Origin of the sequence: Aeromonas sp. A35_P, assembly GCF_002259925.1 — a bacterium.
Taxonomy (GTDB): domain Bacteria; phylum Pseudomonadota; class Gammaproteobacteria; order Enterobacterales; family Aeromonadaceae; genus Aeromonas; species Aeromonas dhakensis.
This window is the reverse complement of record NZ_NEVB01000261.1, coordinates 1-17,627: the sequence shown is the minus strand read 5'-3', so window position 1 is coordinate 17,627 and position 17,627 is coordinate 1. Positions and strand designations below refer to the sequence as shown.

General features: G+C 63.3%; 17 protein-coding genes. 14 read left to right on the top strand and 3 right to left on the bottom strand.

Translation table 11 applies throughout. The features are described 5' to 3' along the window. Window positions 1-329, top strand: a 329-nt coding sequence (locus tag CAK78_RS22055; RefSeq protein WP_141214113.1) for a transposase, incomplete at its 5' end; no start/stop codon positions are given. Continuing rightward, window positions 329-1,273, top strand: a complete 945-nt coding sequence (locus CAK78_RS22050; RefSeq protein WP_094698715.1) for a CYTH domain-containing protein — start codon at window positions 329-331, stop codon at window positions 1,271-1,273. The genes CAK78_RS22055 and CAK78_RS22050, both read left to right, overlap by 1 nt. Window positions 1,274-1,376: 103 nt before the next feature. On the opposite strand, the gene CAK78_RS22045 is transcribed toward CAK78_RS22050, so the two are convergent. Together CAK78_RS22045 and lpxL are read right to left on the bottom strand one after the other, a co-directional pair. Next, on the bottom strand, window positions 1,377-1,844 hold the full coding sequence (locus CAK78_RS22045) for an energy transducer TonB (protein WP_065018742.1): 468 nt from the start codon (window positions 1,842-1,844) through the stop codon (window positions 1,377-1,379). Between the two features lie 152 nt (window positions 1,845-1,996). After that, window positions 1,997-2,920, bottom strand: a complete 924-nt coding sequence (lpxL, locus tag CAK78_RS22040) for an LpxL/LpxP family Kdo(2)-lipid IV(A) lauroyl/palmitoleoyl acyltransferase (RefSeq protein ID WP_094698714.1) — start codon at window positions 2,918-2,920, stop codon at window positions 1,997-1,999. Between the two features lie 263 nt (window positions 2,921-3,183). Between lpxL and hldE the strand changes: the two genes are divergently transcribed. Beyond that, the gene (hldE, locus tag CAK78_RS22035; protein WP_094698713.1) at window positions 3,184-4,611 is read left to right on the top strand and encodes a bifunctional D-glycero-beta-D-manno-heptose-7-phosphate kinase/D-glycero-beta-D-manno-heptose 1-phosphate adenylyltransferase HldE; all 1,428 of its coding nucleotides are present in this window, start codon (window positions 3,184-3,186) and stop codon (window positions 4,609-4,611) included. 135 nt (window positions 4,612-4,746) lie between these two features. On the opposite strand, the gene tolC is transcribed toward hldE, so the two are convergent. After that, window positions 4,747-6,072 carry an outer membrane channel protein TolC gene (gene tolC / locus CAK78_RS22030; RefSeq protein ID WP_094698712.1) on the bottom strand — a complete coding sequence of 442 codons (1,326 nt, stop codon included), beginning with the start codon at window positions 6,070-6,072 and terminating at the stop codon, window positions 4,747-4,749. A gap of 305 nt (window positions 6,073-6,377) precedes the next feature. Here tolC and nudF point away from each other — a divergent pair, with 305 nt between their 5' ends. The 11 genes from nudF (at window position 6,378) to parC (ending at window position 17,571) form a co-directional block, all read left to right on the top strand. Then, window positions 6,378-7,019 (top strand): ADP-ribose diphosphatase, encoded by a 642-nt coding sequence (nudF, locus tag CAK78_RS22025; protein ID WP_176452893.1) that lies wholly within the window; start codon window positions 6,378-6,380, stop codon window positions 7,017-7,019. A gap of 46 nt (window positions 7,020-7,065) precedes the next feature. Further along, entirely contained in the window at window positions 7,066-7,467 is a 402-nt protein-coding gene (locus CAK78_RS22020; RefSeq protein ID WP_198426826.1) for a DUF1249 domain-containing protein, read from the top strand. A 26-nt stretch (window positions 7,468-7,493) separates the two neighbouring features. Beyond that, window positions 7,494-8,312 carry a 3',5'-cyclic-AMP phosphodiesterase gene (gene cpdA / locus CAK78_RS22015; RefSeq protein WP_017778369.1) on the top strand — a complete coding sequence of 273 codons (819 nt, stop codon included), beginning with the start codon at window positions 7,494-7,496 and terminating at the stop codon, window positions 8,310-8,312. 9 nt (window positions 8,313-8,321) lie between these two features. Then, window positions 8,322-8,909, top strand: a complete 588-nt coding sequence (locus CAK78_RS22010; protein ID WP_094698710.1) for a YqiA/YcfP family alpha/beta fold hydrolase — start codon at window positions 8,322-8,324, stop codon at window positions 8,907-8,909. A 2-nt stretch (window positions 8,910-8,911) separates the two neighbouring features. After that, window positions 8,912-9,535 (top strand): NUDIX hydrolase, encoded by a 624-nt coding sequence (locus CAK78_RS22005; RefSeq protein ID WP_094698709.1) that lies wholly within the window; start codon window positions 8,912-8,914, stop codon window positions 9,533-9,535. A 37-nt stretch (window positions 9,536-9,572) separates the two neighbouring features. Next, window positions 9,573-9,974, top strand: coding sequence for a GFA family protein (locus tag CAK78_RS22000; RefSeq protein WP_094698708.1), 402 nt, complete (start codon window positions 9,573-9,575; stop codon window positions 9,972-9,974). 117 nt (window positions 9,975-10,091) lie between these two features. Next, window positions 10,092-10,310, top strand: a complete 219-nt coding sequence (locus CAK78_RS21995) for a DUF1656 domain-containing protein (RefSeq protein WP_005305321.1) — start codon at window positions 10,092-10,094, stop codon at window positions 10,308-10,310. Further along, a complete protein-coding gene (locus CAK78_RS21990; RefSeq protein ID WP_094698707.1) occupies window positions 10,303-11,169 on the top strand; it encodes an efflux RND transporter periplasmic adaptor subunit in 867 nt (288 codons plus the stop codon). The genes CAK78_RS21995 and CAK78_RS21990 overlap by 8 nt, the downstream gene beginning before the upstream one ends. 1 nt (window position 11,170) lies before the next feature. After that, window positions 11,171-13,180 (top strand): FUSC family protein, encoded by a 2,010-nt coding sequence (locus CAK78_RS21985; protein WP_094698706.1) that lies wholly within the window; start codon window positions 11,171-11,173, stop codon window positions 13,178-13,180. Between the two features lie 114 nt (window positions 13,181-13,294). Then, window positions 13,295-15,193 (top strand): DNA topoisomerase IV subunit B, encoded by a 1,899-nt coding sequence (parE, locus tag CAK78_RS21980; protein WP_094698705.1) that lies wholly within the window; start codon window positions 13,295-13,297, stop codon window positions 15,191-15,193. 83 nt (window positions 15,194-15,276) lie between these two features. Continuing rightward, entirely contained in the window at window positions 15,277-17,571 is a 2,295-nt protein-coding gene (gene parC / locus CAK78_RS21975) for a DNA topoisomerase IV subunit A (protein WP_094698704.1), read from the top strand. Window positions 17,572-17,627 lie beyond the last annotated feature (56 nt).

The following is a 17,627-nucleotide window of genomic DNA, read 5'->3' as shown; positions in this document are numbered from 1 at the left end:
CGGTGATATCCGATGGATTGGCCTGTTTCAGGGCGGTGAAGGAGGCCAATTGTGAGCACCTGGGTGTTGTCACCGGGGGCAACCTTGACTTGCTGGATCATCCGGCATTCAACTGGGTAAACACGATGATAGGGAATGTGAAGAACTCGCTGCGGGGCAGTTGCCATACGCTCGGAGCGAAGCATTTACCGAGACATCTTGCTGAATACTGCTTCCGGTTTAATCATCGTTTTGACCTCAAAAGCATGTTGGTTGAATTGGGGCATGCAGTCGTGGCAAGCCCTCCGATGCCATATCGGCTCTTGAAGCTGGCTGAGGGTCATGGGTAATCAGGAAGTTTTTTGTCTCCCGAGATATTCGACAGCCTTTTTTCAACCTTCTGAATTCACTGGAAATTATATCCAGCTCCCAAGCCGAGCTCGGCAATGTCTATTTTGATACGCCCGCGCTGGATTTACGCCGACTGGAAATGGGATTGCGAATTCGTCGCAGCGATGATTTTGCCGAACAGACGATTAAATGTCGGGGTCAGGTGGTGGGCGGATTGCATGCCAGACCCGAATACAATGCGCCTGTCGAGGGCGATCTGCCTGCCTTGGCCGCCTTCCCCGATGCCATCTGGCCAAGCCTGGCGGTGCGCGACGGGATCCAGGGCGAGCTGGTGGCCCAGTTTCGCACCGACTTTCTGCGCCACCACTGGCTGATCGCCTTCGAGGGGGCTGAAATCGAGTTGGCCTGGGATCAGGGGGAGATCGTCGGCGTGCTCGGCAAGAGCCCCATCGACGAGCTGGAGCTGGAGCTCAAATCCGGCGAGGCGAGCGCCCTGTTTGGCTTGGCAGAGCAGTTGGCGGGGCTCGGCGGTCTGCGCCTCGGGGCTCAGTCCAAGGCCCAGCGCGGGTATCGGCTGGCGGGGCTTGGCAAGCCGCTGGCCCTGCAGTCCCTGCCTGAGGTCACCGAGCTGAGCGCTGTAGCACGCATCACCCTGGGTCTGCAGCACTGGCAGCACCATGAACAATACTGGCTGGAGCAGACGGACGCCGCGCAGCAGACGTTGGCGTTGCAGCAGATGCGCCTGGGGATGAACCTGATTGCCGAGGCGGCCGACCTGTTGCCGACCCCGGCCTGGCTCGACAGCCTGACCCGGCTCGGGCAGCGGCTGGCCTTGGTCGCCGGGCAGGCCGACTGGCAGCAGGCGTTGCCGGCGCTGTTTCTGCAGGCCGATTACGTGGTCCTGCAGTTGGCCATCGCTGCCTGGCTGCACCGGCAAGGGTGATCAGCCGAGCGGTGTCGCGCCTGCAATGCAAAAAAGGTGAGCCTGGCTCACCTTTTTCTTTGGTTGGCGATGGGCGCGTCGCCGGCCGGCAATCGGGGCCGGATCAGACCTGGGTGTAGACCAGCCCGGTGCTGCGCACCACGTCTTCCCCCTGACAGCGCTGTTCCAGTGCACTGGTGTCGCAGGGCTGGCCGTTGTGCTCGATGCAGAATTCGAAGCGGGTGCGGGATTTGACCGGAGTGTGCTGCGGGTTGGCGGCGGTGGCCTGCCATTGCCACTGCTGCAGTACGGCGATGGCGGCATCGCTGAACTGTGGGTCGCTGCTCTCCAGCACCCGGATCTGCTCGGCCCGCCCTGCCGGGCTGATCACGTACTCGAGGGAGCTGCAGCCGGTCTGCTCCGCCAGGATGGCCTCTCTGGGGTAGCGGGACTCCATCCGGGTGAGCGGGCTCCACTGGGCGTTCACTTCCTTCAGATCGCTTAAGGGGAGGGAGGTCAGGTGGACGGTGTGGCTCTGCTGGCTGCAGCCGGTCAATGCGCACAGGGCGCCCAGCAAAAGAGTGGCTTTCATGTTCGCTTCCCTTCGTTATTGGTACTGCAGGCGGGCCTGGGCCCACCGCTCGGCAGGGCCATTAATAAAATATTCAGCCACGAATGAAAACCCTTTACCGACAACAGGCCAGAAAAAACCGCCTTTCGGCGGCTTTTTCACTCTTTTCTGACTCAGTAATAGCCCGCATCTTCCGGGTTGGGTCTGGTCTTGAAGCGGCGGTGCAACCACATGTACTGCTCCGGCGCCTTGCGCACGGCGGCCTCGATCTCGCGGTTGGCTCGGGCCGCATCGGCCAGGTCGTCGCCGCTTGGGTAGTCGGCGAGCGGCGCCCCGATATGCAGGGTGTAACCCTCGCTGGTGCGGATGTTGTAGCAGGGCAGGGTGACTGTGTTCTTCACCCGCGCCAGGGTGGCGGTGCCTGTGATGGTGGCGGCCTGTTCCACCGCGAAGTAGGGCACGAACACGCTGGCATGGCTGCCGTAGTCGTGATCCGGCGCGTACCAGAGCGCATCGCCGTTGCGCAGTGCCTTGATCATTCCCTTCACGTCCATCCGGTCCACCAGGTACTTGTTGGAGGCGCAGCGGCCGTGGTACTGGGCATACTCCAGCACCGGATTGGTGTTGGGGCGATAGACGCCGACCCCGGGTCGCACCAGGCCGAAACAGCGGGCGTTGAGCTCCAGCGTGAGGAAATGGCAGGAGAGCAGCAGCATGCCCTGGCCCTTCTCCATGGCGGCGATGACGTGCTCTTCCCCTTCCACCTTCATCAGGTTGCGCATCCGCCAGTCTGGCCAGAACCAGGCAATGCCCACCTCGAAGATGGCGCAGCCCACGCTCTCGAAATTCTGCTTGAGCAGCGTCTCGCGCTGATCCCGGCTAAGTTCCGGCATCGCCAGCTCCAGATTGCGGCGGGCAATCCTGACGCGGGATTTCAACACCTTGCGGGCCAGGTTGCCGAGCTGGCGACCCAGCCACATCTGGCTGCGCCAGGGCAGCAGCACCAGCAGCCAGAGCAGGCTGAGGCCGAACCAGCTGGCCCAGTAACGGGGATGAAACAGGCGGGGGTCTAGACGGGGAGCATTGTCGTGGGCCATGAAAAGTCTCTTGTTCGCAATCGCCATGGGCAGGGAAACCCCGGCCGGATAAGGGGAGGCGATAAAGGCACGTGGATATCCAGAGCGGATCTTTTTACTCGCAATCGGGGGATTCTAGCCGAAAAGCGGGTCCGGGTGCGAATGGCCTCTGCCCTGGTCAGAGCTGAAACGCACCAAGCGGCGCCCTTGCGCTTTTTTCACACCCAATAAAAGAGTGTGATAAAATCGGCGGCTGATTTTTCAGGTTTTGAGAGTCGATACAGATGAAGATCACCCTGCCCGAGTTTGAAAAAGCCCGCATTCTGGTCGTTGGCGATGTCATGTTGGACCGTTATTGGCATGGCCCCACCGGCCGGATCTCGCCCGAGGCACCGGTGCCCGTGGTCAAGGTCGAACACATTGAGGAGCGCCCGGGTGGCGCCGCCAACGTGGCGCTCAACTCCGCCGCCCTGGGGGCTCACGCCGTGCTGCTGGGCCTGACCGGTCAGGATGAGGCTGCCGATGCCCTGGCTGGCCAGATGGCCGGCGTCAAGGTCGCCTGTGATTTCGTTCGTCTGGCCGACTATCCGACCATCACCAAGCTGCGGGTGTTGTCGCGCAACCAGCAGCTGCTGCGTCTCGATTTCGAAGAGGCCTTCCACGATGTGGATGCCACTCTGCTGATGGGCAAGGTCGAGCAGGCGTTGCCGAACAGCGACGTGATGATCCTCTCCGACTACGGCAAGGGCGCCCTCAACGATGTGCCCGGCATGATCCAGCGTGCCCGCGCCGCCGGCATCCCTGTGCTGGTCGATCCCAAGGGAACCGATTTCGAGAAGTACCGTGGTGCCACCCTGCTGACCCCCAACATGTCCGAGTTCGAGGCCGTGGTGGGCAAGGTGAAGAGCGAAGAGGAGCTGGTTGCCAAGGGGCTGGAGCTGGTCAAGCGCTTCGATCTGGAAGCCCTGCTGGTCACCCGTTCCGAAAACGGCATGACCCTGATCCGCGAAGGTCAGCCCGAGCTGCACCTGCCGGCCCAGGCCCACGAGGTGTATGACGTGACCGGTGCCGGTGATACCGTCATCTCCACCCTGGCCACCTCGCTGGCCGCCGGCAAGAGCCTGGACGAGGCCTGTGCCCTGGCCAACACCGCCGCCGGCATCGTGGTCGGCAAGCTGGGGACCTCCACCGTCAGCCCGGTGGAGCTCGCCAATGCGCTCTATACCGAGCAGGAGACCGGTTTTGGCGTCATGTCCGAAGCCCAGCTCAAGATTGCCGTGCAGGCCGCCCGTCTGCGTGGCGAGAAGGTCGTGATGACCAACGGCTGTTTCGACATTCTGCACGCCGGTCACGTCTCCTACCTGGCCAATGCCGGCAAGCTGGGGGATCGCCTGATCGTGGCGGTCAACACCGACGAGTCGGTGCGCCGTCTCAAGGGGCCGGGTCGTCCGGTCAATCCGACCGAGCGCCGGATGGCCGTGCTGGCCGCACTGGGCGCCGTGGACTGGGTGGTGCCCTTCTCCGAGGATACCCCGCAGCGGCTCATCGCCGAGGTGCTGCCGGACCTGCTGGTCAAGGGCGGCGACTACAAGCCGGAAGAGATTGCCGGCTACGCCGAGGTGACCGCCAATGGCGGCGAGGTGCGGGTTCTCAACTTCGAGGATGGTTGCTCCACCACCGACATCATCAAGACCATCCGCGAACGCGGATAAGCGAAAACCCGGCCAAGGCCGGGTTTTTTTATGCTCTGCGGCGGGCGCTCGACGGCGATTCGAACCCGCCGAATCTCGCAGGCCAGAGATGAAAAAGGCGACCCTGGGGTCGCCTTTTTGCTGCCATCAATCGGCTCAGGATTTGCTCTTGGCCTGGCTGGCGGGCATCAGCCCCTGGTTTACGTCTTCCAGATCCTTCTGTTCCAGCGTGCCGGCGGCCTGCTTGAGGGAGAGGATGCTCAGGATGTAGTTGTAGCGGGCTTCGGAGAGCTTCTGCTTGGCCTGGTACAGCTTGCGGGTGGAGTCCAGCACGTCGACTATGGTGCGGGTGCCGACCTCGTAGCCCGCTTCGGTCGCCTTCAGGGCGCTGTCGGCGGAGATGACGGACTGGCCGTAGGCGCGCACCGAGCCGATGCTGGCGTTTACGTTGTTGTAGGAGGAGCGCACCGTGCTCTGCACGTTGCGGAAGCTGCGCTCCAGCTGCTCGCTGGCGGCCACGTAGTTGAACTGGGACTGCTTGACCTGGGAGGTGGTCGCCCCGCCGGTGTAGAGCGGCAGCTTGAAGTTCAGACCGATGTTGGCCTGATTGGCGTTGCTCTCCGGGTTGCGGATCTCGTCCTTGTAGTCGCTGTAGGTGCTGGAGAGGCCGGCACCCAGATCCAGGGTCGGCTCATGACCGGTCTTGGCCAGATCGATCTGCTCCTTGGCGATGTCCTTGCCGATGCGGGCGCTGTGCAGTTGCAGGTTCTTGTCCAGTGCCAGCTCCAGCCACTTGTCGGAGTTGAACGGGGTCTTCTGCGGGCTGAAGCGATCTGTGTTGAGCACGTCCAGCTGACGGTGGTCGATGCCGGTCAGCTCGCGCAGGCTCTCGTAGCTGTTGTCCAGGGTGTTCTCGGCGTTGATCTCGTCCGCCAGCGCCTGGTCACGCTCGGCCTCTGCTTCGTGCACGTCGGTGATGGCGGTCAGGCCCACTTCGAAGCGCTGCTGGGTCTGTTCCAGCTGGCGTTCCACCGCGGCCTTGTTGGCGCGCACGAACTCCAGGGTGTCCATCGCCTTGAGCACGTCGAAATAGGCCTGGGCGGTACGCAGCATCAGGTTCTGGATCTCGAGGTTGTAGGCCACGTCGGACTGGGTGGCGCTCTTCTCGGTCAGGCTCAGGTTGACCCAGTTGCTGCGGCGGTAGATGGATTGATCCAGCGACAGGGAACCGGTGGCGTTGCTGTTGGTCTGGGTGTCACCCTTGTTCTGCAGGTAGTTCAGCCCGGCACCCAGGTTGATCTGTGGCAAGAGGGCTGCGCGGGACTCGTTGATCTTCTCGAAGGCCTGGTCGCGCTTGGCTTTGGATTCCAGCAGCTGGGTATCCTTGATCTGGGCCTGTTGGTAGATATCGAGCAGGTTTTCGGCATGGGCGCCGGCGCTGACGCCCAACAACACCATGGCTGACAAGAGTGTTCTTTTCATAGATCGTTTTAACCTTATGTATTAACCCAAAGCTGTCGCTGGATGAAGGAGGGTATTGTCATTGAGCAAGCTTGATTTCAGCTTAATCACTCTACTATAAGCAAAATTTTATGCTAACTGTCTCTTTTCCAGCGACAGGAACGTCAAGGACGAGGGGGAGTTTTCTCCCCCTCGCGCCTAGCCAAATGCCCTGTGGCTGCTAAAATCCATCCCTCTTCTCCGACGGGAGCGAGTGAATGAATGTTCATTCATGTTCCCGGATTTTATGGTCTAACCGAGCCAAGTCAAGCTGGTGGGAGTCTCGTATGTCGCAGCAAGCCTTGCCCCAAACCCGTCACTACTCTGCCGATGACGTAAAAATCATCGATAAATCATCGGGATATAACGGCTTCTTCAAGGTGAACATCTATCGCCTGCAGCACAAGTTGTTTGCGGGAGGCTGGAACGAGCCCATCGTCCGCGAGCTGTTCGAGCGTGGTCATGCCGCCGCCCTGTTGCCCTATGACCCGGTGCGCGATCAGATAGTGCTGGTGGAGCAGTTTCGCATCGGCGCCATCGAGACCAGCGCCACCCCCTGGTTGCTGGAGCTGGTGGCCGGCATCATAGATGAAGGGGAGACCGCCGAGGCCGTGGTGCGGCGCGAAGCGGTGGAAGAGGCGGGCATCGAGGTCGGCCGCTGCGAACACGCCATCAGCTATCTGGTGAGCCCGGGTGGCAGCACCGAACGGATCGAAGTCTATGTGGGCGAAGTGGATGCCAGCAAGGCCGAGGGGATCCACGGTCTGGCGGAAGAGGGGGAAGACATCCGGGTCCACGTGGTGAGCCGCGAGCAGGCCTATGCCTGGCTCAAAGAGGGGCGCATCGACAACGCCGCCTCCGTCATCGCGCTGCAATGGCTGGCCCTCAACCACGGCGAGCTGCGTGCCCGCTGGCTGGCGGGGCGCTGAGGTGGCGCTCGTTCATACCCAGGCCAAGCGCTATGTGCCTGATTTGATGTCCTTGCAGCGTACCTGCGAGGTGAACTACATGACCCTGATGAAGCTGCTGCCCCCGGGCGGCAGTGTGGGGGCGGAACGTCGTTATCAGGTGGGCAACGGCCTGCAGTTTCAGCTCACGGTGAGCGAGGAGAGCCGCTTCACCAGCCAGGTGATCCTGGCCCAGCACAACCCGGAATTGCCGAGTTATTTGCAGGCCCGAATAGAGATTCGTTTGTACCATGACGTGCGGATGGCGGAAGTGTGTGCGGCGCAACAGATTTCAAGGTTGCAACCACGTTATGATTATCCCAATAAAAATATGCACCAGCGGGATGAAAAGGAGCAGGTAAACCTGTTTCTGGCCGATTGGCTAAAATTTTGTCTCAGACATGGTACCAGCCTGATAAACATCCTCTAGTTGAACTCATAAAAAGAAGCGTGATTTTGGAAACAGAGCTACCCCAGGCGCAGGACGGCAGTGTGCGCCTGTTGCAAATTACCGACACCCACCTCTTCGCGAGTGCCGAGGGGCGGCTATTGGCCGTGCGCACTGCCGAGAGCCTGGCTGCCGTGCTGGAACGGGTGCAGGCCAATGACCATCCGTTCGATCTGATCCTCGCCACCGGGGATCTCTCCCAGGATCACAGTCCGGAGTCCTACCAGCGCTTCGCCTCCATGATGGCGCCGCTGGCGCGTCCCATCTACTGGCTGCCCGGCAACCACGACGACGGCCCTCTGATGACCGAATACCTGCATGCGGCCGGCATCAGCGAGGCCAAGCAGCTGGTGGGTGAGCACTGGCAGGTGATCCTGCTGGATACCCAGGTGCGCGGCAAACCCCACGGGGTGCTGGGGGATCACCAGCTGGCGGCGCTGGATCAGGCGTTGCGCCAGCATCCCGAGCGCCATGCCCTGATCGCCCTGCACCACCAGGCGGTGCCGGTGGGTTGCGCCTGGCTCGATCAGCACAATCTCAAGAATGCCGACGACCTGTTTGCCGTGCTGGCTCGCCACCCGCAGCAGAAGACAATCCTGTTTGGCCACGTCCACCAGGAGTTTGACGAGGTGCACCGCGGGGTGCGGCTGATCGCCAGCCCCTCCACCTGCATCCAGTTTAAACCGCTCTCCGATGGCTTCGCGCTGGACGAGTCCGGCCCTGGCTGGCGCTACCTCACCCTCTACCCGGATGGCCGCATCGCCAGCCAGGTGTGGCGCCTGCCGGTGGGGCAGTTCGTGCCCGACCCCGATGCCACCGGTTATTGAGGAGTCGCGATGAAGCCCGTACTCCTCTACCTGCACGGTTTCAATTCCTCGCCGGGCTCCGCCAAGGCACAGCAGATGGCGGCCTGGGTGGCCGAGCACAGGCCTGATATCGAGGTGGTGATCCCGGCCCAGCCCAACACCCCGGCGGCGGCCTGGGCGGCCATCGAGCAGACCATTGCCGATCTGCAGAGCCATTATGGCAACGAATTCAAACTTGGCGCCGTGGGCAGCTCCCTCGGCGGCTTTATGGCGACCCGGGTCAGCGAGCGATACGGCTGTCGCGCCGCCCTGATCAACCCGGCGGTGCGCCCGCACGAGCTGCTCTGCGACTACCTCGGCCCCCAGACCAACCCCTACACGGGGGAGCAGTATCAACTGCTGCCTGAACACATGGATGAGCTGCGGGCGCTGGCGGTCCCGGTGAGCGCCCCCGAGCGGCTCTGGGTACTGCAACAGCAGGAGGACGAGGTGCTCGACTATCGCAAGGCGCTGGACGAATACCGCTTTGCCCGCCTCTCGCTGGAGTGCGGCGGCGATCACGCCTTCGTGGCGTTCGAACGCTACCCCGCCCAGATCGTCCGTTTCCTCGGGCTCTAGCCATGCAACCGTCGTTGGTCGCCTTTCTGGAACAGGTGCTGGCCACGGCGCAAGCGGGCCTCACCTACTCCAAGGATCCCTTCGATATTGGCCGCTTCGAGGCGCTGCGAGCGGCCACGGTAGCGCTCATTGCCAGCCAGAGCGAGCTGGCACCGGAAGCCATCGGCGACTGGATCGCCCTCGATAGCGGTTATCCCACCCCCAAGTTGGATGTGCGGGCCTTCATTCAAAACGATGACGGTCATATCCTGCTGGTGCAGGAGCGCAGCGACGGCTGCTGGACGCTGCCCGGCGGCTGGTGCGACATCGGTGACTCGCCGGCGGGGGCCGTGGTGCGCGAAGTGGTGGAGGAGACCGGCCTCGAATGTCGGCCTGTGCAGCTGCTGGCGTTGTTCGACAAGCTCAAGCACCCCCATCCGCCCCAGTTGCCCCACGCTCACAAGGCGTTCTTCCTGTGTGAGGTAACTGGCGGCGCTCTGCTCACCGAAACCGATGAAACCAAAGGGGCGGGGTACTTCCCCATCGATGACTTGCCCCCGCTCTCCCGCCATCGGGTGGTGGCGTCCCAGCTGCGCACCCTTTATGACCATGTGCTGCAGGGGCGGCGAGATACCCTGTTCGATTGATTGGCTCGGAACCTGAACCCGTCTGCAAGGAGGCAGCATGATCAAGCGCATCGGCAATACCCCCATTCAGGAGAAACACAAGGCCAGCTGCCACTGCGGTGCCGTGGTGCTGGAGCTCAGTCTGCCGGACGGCGTGGTGGATCCGCGCCGCTGTGACTGTTCCCTCTGCCGGCGCCGGGGCGCCATTGTCGCCTCGGTGCCGCTCTCCGGCATCCGCATCCTGCAGGGGGAGGAGGCGCTGCGCTGCTACCAGTTCAATACCCGCACCGCCAAACATTACTTCTGCAGCATCTGCGGCATTTACACCCACCATCAGCGTCGCTCCAGTCCGGCCCAGTATGGTTACAACCTTGCTTGCCTCGAAGGGGTCAATCCGTTCGAGCTGGGCGAGGTGCCGACGCGCGACGGCATCAACCATCCGGCGGATCGGCTGGTCTGACCGGGAGGGGCTCATCTGCTTCTGTAGCGCCCTGCGGGGCTGTGATAATCTTGCCAGACCCGCCGCAAGGCGGGTTGTGAGTCCTTTTAATCTCGCTTGCCAACAGGGAGCCCGCTTGTGACAACGTCAGCCCTGCCGGATCTGATCCTGGGCGCCTCTCTCTACTTTCCGCCTCTGTTCAAGGCGGTTCTGCTCGGCCTGCTGGGCTGGCTGCCGGTGCACCACCTGCTGCGTGACTGGCTCTACGGCGGGGATGTCTGGCATCCCCTGCTGATGGATCTCTCCCTGTTTATCCTCGCCGTCAGCGGCGCCTTATGGATACTGCTACATGGCTAAATCTCCCCTCGCGACCCTCAAATACTTCTCCACCCTGCTGGTCTGCGCGCTGGCGCTGGCGGCGGGCTGGTGGTTGTGGAACTACTACATGCAGGGGCCCTGGACCCGGGATGGCAAGGTGCGGGCCGAGCTGGTCAGCATTACCCCCGAGGTGTCGGGCAAGATCATCAAGATAGCGGTGAAGGACAACCAGCTGGTCAAGGCGGGGGAGGAGATCTTTACCCTGGATCCCGAGCCCTACCAAATTGCACTGGACAATGCGCAGGCGGCGCTGGCCAAGGCCAAATCGGATCTCGACAAGGCCGAGCACGAGGCGAACCGGCGCAGCGGCCTGTCGCGCAGCGTCATCTCCGCCGAGGCGGTGGACGAAGCCCGTCTCAATGCCCAGGCGATGAGGGCGGCCTATGAAGTTGCCCAGGCCAACCTGGAGCAGGCCAGATGGTCGCTGGCCAAGACCCGGGTTCATGCCGCGAGCGACGGTTACATCACCAACCTGCAGACCCGGGTCGGCAACTATGCCAGCGCCGGCGTGCCGCTGGTGGCACTGGTGGACATCCACTCCTTCTACGTGCAGGGCTACTTCGAGGAGACCAAGCTCAGGCACATAGCGCCGGGCAAACCGGCCGAGGTGGTGCTCTACAGCGGGGAGCAGCGGCTGCGTGGCGAGGTGGAGAGCATAGGGCGTGCCATCCACGATCAGAGCGTGGAGGGGGCCGACAACCTGCTGCTGGACGTCAAACCCAATGTGCCCTGGGTACGGCTGGCCCAGCGGGTACCGGTGCGGATCAAGCTGCTGGAGGTGCCGCCCGGGCTGACGCTGATCGCAGGCACCACCTGCACCATCACCATAGGGGAGTAAGGTGGCCGCCTCGCTCTGGCGCCAGACCCCCTGGGGCAAGGCCAATGGCGGCCAGTGGCGCTACGCCCTGCGCAACAGCCTGGCCATGTGCCTATCGCTCTGGCTGGCCTTCGTGCTGGAGCTGGATTCCCCCTACTGGGCGATGACGTCAGCCGCCGTGGTGAGTTTTCCCACCGTGGGCGGGGTCATCAGCAAGAGTCTGGGGAGGGTGGTGGGCAGCTTGATTGGCGCGATGGCGGCGGTGGTGATCACCGGCCTTGGCATCAGCGATCCCTGGCTGTTCAGCTTCCTCATCGCGCTCTGGCTGGCGCTCTGTACCTACATCTCCAACCACCATCAGAACAACGTCTCCTACGCCTTTGCGCTGGCGGGCTACACCGCCGCCATCATCGCCTTCTCCTGCGTCAACGTGACCGATCCGCAGCACATCTTCGACATCGCCCAGGCGCGGGTGAGCGAGGTGATCATCGGCATCCTCTGCGGCGGCCTGTTGATGATGATCCTGCCCAGCACCTCCGATGGCGAGACCCTGCTGCAGTCGCTGCACAAGACCCAGGCCCGCCTGCTGGAGCATGCCCAACTGCTCTGGCTGGGGGAGGCGAGCCCGGAGGTGCGCACCGCCCACGAGGGGCTGATCGGCCAGATCCTCACCATGAACGTGCTGCGCATCCAGGCGGTCTGGAGCCACCACCGGCTGCGCCGCCACAACAAGCTGCTCAACTTCCTGCTGCACCGCCAGCTGCGGCTCATCAGCCTCATCTCCAGTCAGTGCCGCATGCTGCACAACTGGCCGGCGCAACCGGAGGGGTTGCAGGTACTGCTGGAGCGGCTGCTGGCCGAGCTGGGCCAGCCCGGCTGTGACAAGTACCGCATTGCCCGGCTGCTGGCCCCCTTGGTGCCGACGGCGGCCAGCGACTACCGGCTGCACACCTTCTGGCGGCGGCTGCGCCACTTCTGCTGGAGCTATCTGGAGTGTCAGCGCTGGCTGGATCGGTTGGCCCGCTACGACGACCAGGAGTGGCCGGCGCCGCCGCGCCACTCTTCGCTCACCAGCCACACCGACACGCTGGAGGCGGCCTACAACGGCGGGCGCACCTTCCTCTGCGTGCTGCTGGGCTGCGCCTTCTGGATCCACAGCCAGTGGGATGCGGGCAGCTCTGCGCTGACCCTGCTCTCCATCTGCTGCGTGCTCTACTCGGCCACCCCGGCGCCCGCCAAGGGGGCCAACACCATGCTCAAGGCGATCCTGCTGCTGAGCCTCATCTGCTTCGCGGTCAAGTTCGGCCTGATGATCCTCCTCGACGACTTCTGGCTCTTCTGTGCCCTGCTGCTGCCCGTGCTCATCACCATGCAGCTGTTCAAGCAGCAACAGCCCAGGCAGGCGGTGCTGTGGGGCCAGCTCATCGTGCTGCTTGGCTCCTTTCTCGCCATCACCAATCCGCCGAGCTACGACTACCTGCAGTACATCAACGGCAGCCTGGGGCAGGCGCTGGGGGTGATGAGCGCCGGACTGGCGTTCCAGCTGCTGCGGCCGAGCTCGGATCGGCGCAAGAGCCGCCGCCTCATCCGCTCCCTGCGCCGCCACTTCATGGATCAGCTGGAGCCGGCCCCGCGCCAGAGCGAGAGTCAGTTCGAATCGCGCATCTACCACTGCATCAGCCAGCTCAGCCAGAGTCAGGATCAGACCGCCCGCCTCTGGGTGCTGCGCTGGGGCGTGGTGCTGCTCAACTGCAGCCACATCGTCTGGCAGCTGCGCCAGTGGCGCGGTGAGGATCAGCCCCTCTACCTGGTGCGCGACAACTGCATCCGCTGTTTGCAGGGGATCCTTACCGAGCAGGGGGTGCAGCACGCCTCACTGGATCGCACCCTGGCCGAGCTGCAGCGGATCAGCGCGGCCCTGGCCAACCACAGGGAGCCGACGGCGCGGGAGCTTGCCGGCATGGTGTGGCGGCTGCACAGCTCCCTCTCCCAGTTGCAGCAGGCGCTGCCGGTCGCGGCCGAGGCGCGCTGAACGGGCCGGCGGGGCGACTTACCCCGTCCGGATCAAGCTTTGCCGCCGCCGGGTTTGTCCAATACCCTCCCAACGAGTAAGATTCTCCCCAAACGTCAATTCGCAAGGCCCTCCATGTCTACTCAATACAATGCGGATGCCATTGAGGTCCTCAATGGCCTTGAACCGGTGCGTCGCCGCCCCGGCATGTATACCGACACCACCCGGCCCAATCACCTCGGCCAGGAGGTCATCGACAACAGCGTTGACGAGGCGCTGGCGGGTCACGCCCGTACCCTGGAGGTGACCCTGTATGAAGATCAGTCCCTCGAGGTGATCGACGATGGCCGCGGCATGCCGGTCGACATCCACCCGGAGGAAGGGGTGTGCGGGGTGGAGCTGATCCTCTGCAAGCTGCACGCGGGCGGCAAGTTCTCCAACAAGAACTACCAGTTCTCCGGCGGTCTGCACGGGGTGGGCATCTCGGTAGTGAACGCCCTCTCCGAGCGGGTCGAGGTGACGGTGCGCCGCGACGGCCAGGTCTATGACATCGCCTTCGAGAAGGGCGAGAAGGTGCAGGAGCTGACCATCACCGGCACCTGCGGCCGTCGCAACACTGGCACCCGGGTACGCTTCTGGCCAGAGGCCCACTACTTTGATTCGCCCCGTTTCTCGGTCTCCAAGCTCGAGCACTTGCTGAAAGCCAAGGCGGTGCTCTGCCCGGGCCTGACCATCAAGTTCCTCGACAAGAACACCGGCATCAAGCTTGAGTGGTGCTATGAAGACGGCCTCAAGGATTACCTGGTCGACGCGGTCAAGCAGTTCACCTGCCTGCCGGAGCAGCCCTTCGTCGGCACCTTCAGCACCGATCAGTCGGCAGTGGACTGGGCGCTGTGCTGGCTGCCGGAAGGGGGCGAATGCCTCGCCGAATCCTATGTGAACCTGATCCCCACCGCCCAGGGCGGTACCCACGTCAACGGCCTGCGTCAGGGCCTGCTCGACGCCATGCGCGAGTTTTGCGAGTTCCGCAACCTCTTGCCGCGCGGGGTCAAGCTCACCCCGGAAGACATCTGGGATCGCTGCGCTTACATCCTCTCCATCAAGATGCAGGATCCGCAGTTTGCCGGTCAGACCAAGGAGCGGCTCTCCTCGCGCCAGAGTTCGGCGTTTGTCTCCGGCGTGGTGAAGGATGCCTTCAGCCTCTACCTCAACAGCAACACCGAGCTGGCCGAACAGCTGGCGGAGCTCTGCATCTCCAGCGCTCAGCGCCGGATGCGCGCCGCCAAGACGGTGGTGCGCAAGAAGATAACCCAGGGCCCGGCGCTGCCCGGCAAGCTCACCGACTGCGGCTGCGCCGACCCCATGCAGGGGGAGCTGTTCCTGGTGGAGGGTGACTCCGCGGGCGGCAGTGCCAAGCAGGCGCGGGATCGGGAGTTTCAGGCCATCATGCCCCTGCGCGGCAAGATCCTGAATACCTGGGAGGTGGAGGCCGGTCAGGTGCTTGCCTCGCAAGAAGTGCACGACATCTCGGTGGCCATCGGGCTCGACCCGGACTCGGACGACCTCTCCGGCCTGCGCTACGGCAAGGTGTGCATCCTGGCGGATGCGGACTCGGACGGTCTGCACATCGCCACCCTGCTCTGCGCCCTGTTCGTGAAACACTTCCGCGCGCTGGTGGAGAAGGGGCACGTCTATGTGGCCATGCCGCCCCTCTACCGGATCGATATCGGCAAGGAGGTCTACTACGCCCTCGACGAGGACGAGAAGAACGGTGTGCTGCAGCGGGTGGAAGCCGAGAAGAAGAAGGGCAAGGTGATGGTGACCCGATTCAAGGGCCTGGGCGAGATGAACCCGAAACAGCTGCGGGAAACCACCATGGATCCCAACACCCGCCGCCTGGTGCAGCTCACCATGGGCGCCGAAGGGGATGAGGGGGATGAGACCCTGCAGCTGATGGACATGCTGCTGGCCAAGAAGCGCGCGAGCGATCGCCGTGAGTGGCTGGAAGAGAAGGGCAACCTCGCCATCATCTAAGCCGTCGGCCGGCCCTGTCGGGGCCGGCAAGCATTTAGCCGGAGTCGCCCTGTGGCGGCTCCCGAACCGAAAGAGATAATCACATGAGTGATCTCGTAGAGCTCAGTCTGGACGGGGTAGAGCGCCAGCCAATGCGCACCTTTACCGAACAGGCTTACTTGAACTACTCCATGTACGTCATCATGGATCGGGCCCTGCCGCATATCGGTGACGGCCTCAAGCCCGTGCAGCGGCGCATCATCTACGCCATGAGCGAGCTGGGGCTGTCGGCCCTCTCCAAGCACAAGAAATCCGCCCGTACCGTGGGTGACGTGCTGGGTAAGTACCACCCCCACGGCGACAGCGCCTGTTACGAAGCCATGGTGCTGATGGCCCAGCCCTTCTCCTACCGCTACCCGCTGGTGGACGGTCAGGGCAACTGGGGGGCGCCGGATGATCCCAAATCCTTCGCCGCCATGCGTTATACCGAGGCGCGCCTGTCCCGCTTCTCCGAGCTGCTGCTCTCCGAGCTCGGCCAGGGCACGGTGGAGTGGACGCCGAACTTCGACGGCACCATGAAAGAGCCCGTGGTGTTGCCTGCCCGCTTGCCGCACATCCTGCTCAACGGGGTGACCGGTATTGCGGTAGGCATGGCGACCGATATCCCGCCCCACAACGCGCGGGAAGTGGCCCACGCCTGTGTGGAACTGCTGGATAATCCCAATGCCGGCCTGGATGCCCTGATGGCCCATGTGCAGGGGCCGGATTACCCGACCAATGCCGAGATCATCACGCCCCGCGATGACATCCGCAAAATCTACGAGACCGGCAAGGGCTCCATCAAGCAGCGGGCGGTGTGGAGCGAAGAAGATGGCGACATCGTCATCACTGCGCTGCCCCATCAGGCCTCCGGCGCCAAGATCATGGAGCAGATCGCCGCCCAGATGGTGGCCAAGAAGCTGCCCATGGTCACCGATCTGCGCGATGAATCGGACCACGAAAACCCGACCCGTCTGGTGATCGTACCGCGCTCCAACCGGGTGGACGTGGAGGGGCTGATGGCCCATCTGTTCGCCACCACGGACTTGGAGAAGAACTACCGGGTCAACCTCAACATCCTGGGTCTGGACAACCGGCCCCAGGTGAAAGACCTCAAGACCATCCTTACCGAGTGGCTGAGTTTTCGTCGCGAGACGGTGCGCCGCCGCCTGCAATATCGTCTCGACAAGGTGCTGGCCCGCCTGCATATCCTCGAAGGTTTGCTCATTGCCTACCTCAACATCGACGAGGTGATCGAGATCATCCGCACCGAGGAAGAGCCGGGCCGGGTGATGATGGAGCGCTTTAACATCAGCGAGACCCAGGCCGAGGCGATCCTCGAGCTCAAACTGCGCCACCTGGCCAAGCTCGAAGAGTTCAAGCTGCGTGCCGAACAGAACGAACTGGCGGAAGAGCGCGACAAGCTGGAACTGATCCTGGGTTCCGAGCGCCGTCTCAGCACCCTGCTGAAGAAAGAGATCCTGGCGGATGCCGAGAAGTACGGCGACGATCGCCGCACCCCGCTGGTGGAGCGCGCCACTGCCGTGGCACTGACCGAGAAGGAGCTCACCCCGAGCGAGCCGGTCACCGTGATCCTCTCCGACAAGGGCTGGGTGCGCGCCGCCAAGGGCCACGACGTGGATGTGGAGGGCCTCTCCTACAAGGCGGGGGACAACTACCTCGCCCACGCTTATGGCCGCAGCAACCAGCAGGCGGTGTTCCTCTCTACCCTGGGGAGAACCTACTCGCTGGAGGCGCACACCCTGCCGTCTGCCCGCAGTCAGGGCGAGCCGCTCACCGGTCGCTTCGCGCTGGGCGCTGGTGAAGAGGTGCGCCATCTGGTGATGGGCAACGAAGGCGAGCCGTACCTGATCGCGAGCGACGCCGGCTACGGCTTCGTCTGCAAATATGACGACCTCATTGGCAAGAACAAGAACGGCAAGGCGCTGCTCACCGTACCGGAAGGGGGCATCGTCATGGCACCCCAGAAGATAGGCGCGCCGGAGACCGATCTCTGCATGGCCATCTCCAACGAGGGGCGCATGCTGCTGTTCCCGCTCAATACCCTGCCGGTGCTCGGCAAAGGCAAGGGCAACAAGCTCATCAGCATCCCCTCGGCACGGGTGAAGGCGCGGGAGGAGTTTGTGGTGATGGCCGCCGTTATCCCGCAGGGCCAGTCGGTCACCCTGTTTGCCGGCAAGCGCAAGCTGACCCTGAAACCGTCAGATCTTGACTACTACCGCGGCGAACGCGGCCGCCGCGGCGCCAAGCTGCCCCGCGGTTTGCAGCGCGTAGATCGCATCGAGATTGAACCCGTCGCCGGCGCCGAACCGGTAGCCGGGGAAAATCAGGAAGGGTAATTAATATAGAAGGGCGCGGAAGCGCCCTTCTTAAGAGAAGGTGCGAGCAAAGAGAT

Bases quoted from the DNA above. Each gene is read 5' to 3' on its own strand.
- CAK78_RS22045 (WP_065018742.1), bottom strand. From the start codon at position 1,844: ATGAAAGCCACTCTTTTGCTGGGCGCCCTGTGCGCATTGACCGGCTGC.
- lpxL (WP_094698714.1), bottom strand. From the start codon at position 2,920: ATGGCCCACGACAATGCTCCCCGTCTAGACCCCCGCCTGTTTCATCCC.
- hldE (WP_094698713.1), top strand. From the start codon at position 3,184: ATGAAGATCACCCTGCCCGAGTTTGAAAAAGCCCGCATTCTGGTCGTT.
- tolC (WP_094698712.1), bottom strand. From the start codon at position 6,072: ATGAAAAGAACACTCTTGTCAGCCATGGTGTTGTTGGGCGTCAGCGCC.
- nudF (WP_176452893.1), top strand. From the start codon at position 6,378: ATGTCGCAGCAAGCCTTGCCCCAAACCCGTCACTACTCTGCCGATGAC.
- CAK78_RS22020 (WP_198426826.1), top strand. From the start codon at position 7,066: ATGTCCTTGCAGCGTACCTGCGAGGTGAACTACATGACCCTGATGAAG.
- CAK78_RS22010 (WP_094698710.1), top strand. From the start codon at position 8,322: ATGAAGCCCGTACTCCTCTACCTGCACGGTTTCAATTCCTCGCCGGGC.
- CAK78_RS22005 (WP_094698709.1), top strand. From the start codon at position 8,912: ATGCAACCGTCGTTGGTCGCCTTTCTGGAACAGGTGCTGGCCACGGCG.
- CAK78_RS22000 (WP_094698708.1), top strand. From the start codon at position 9,573: ATGATCAAGCGCATCGGCAATACCCCCATTCAGGAGAAACACAAGGCC.
- CAK78_RS21990 (WP_094698707.1), top strand. From the start codon at position 10,303: ATGGCTAAATCTCCCCTCGCGACCCTCAAATACTTCTCCACCCTGCTG.
- parE (WP_094698705.1), top strand. From the start codon at position 13,295: ATGTCTACTCAATACAATGCGGATGCCATTGAGGTCCTCAATGGCCTT.
- parC (WP_094698704.1), top strand. From the start codon at position 15,277: ATGAGTGATCTCGTAGAGCTCAGTCTGGACGGGGTAGAGCGCCAGCCA.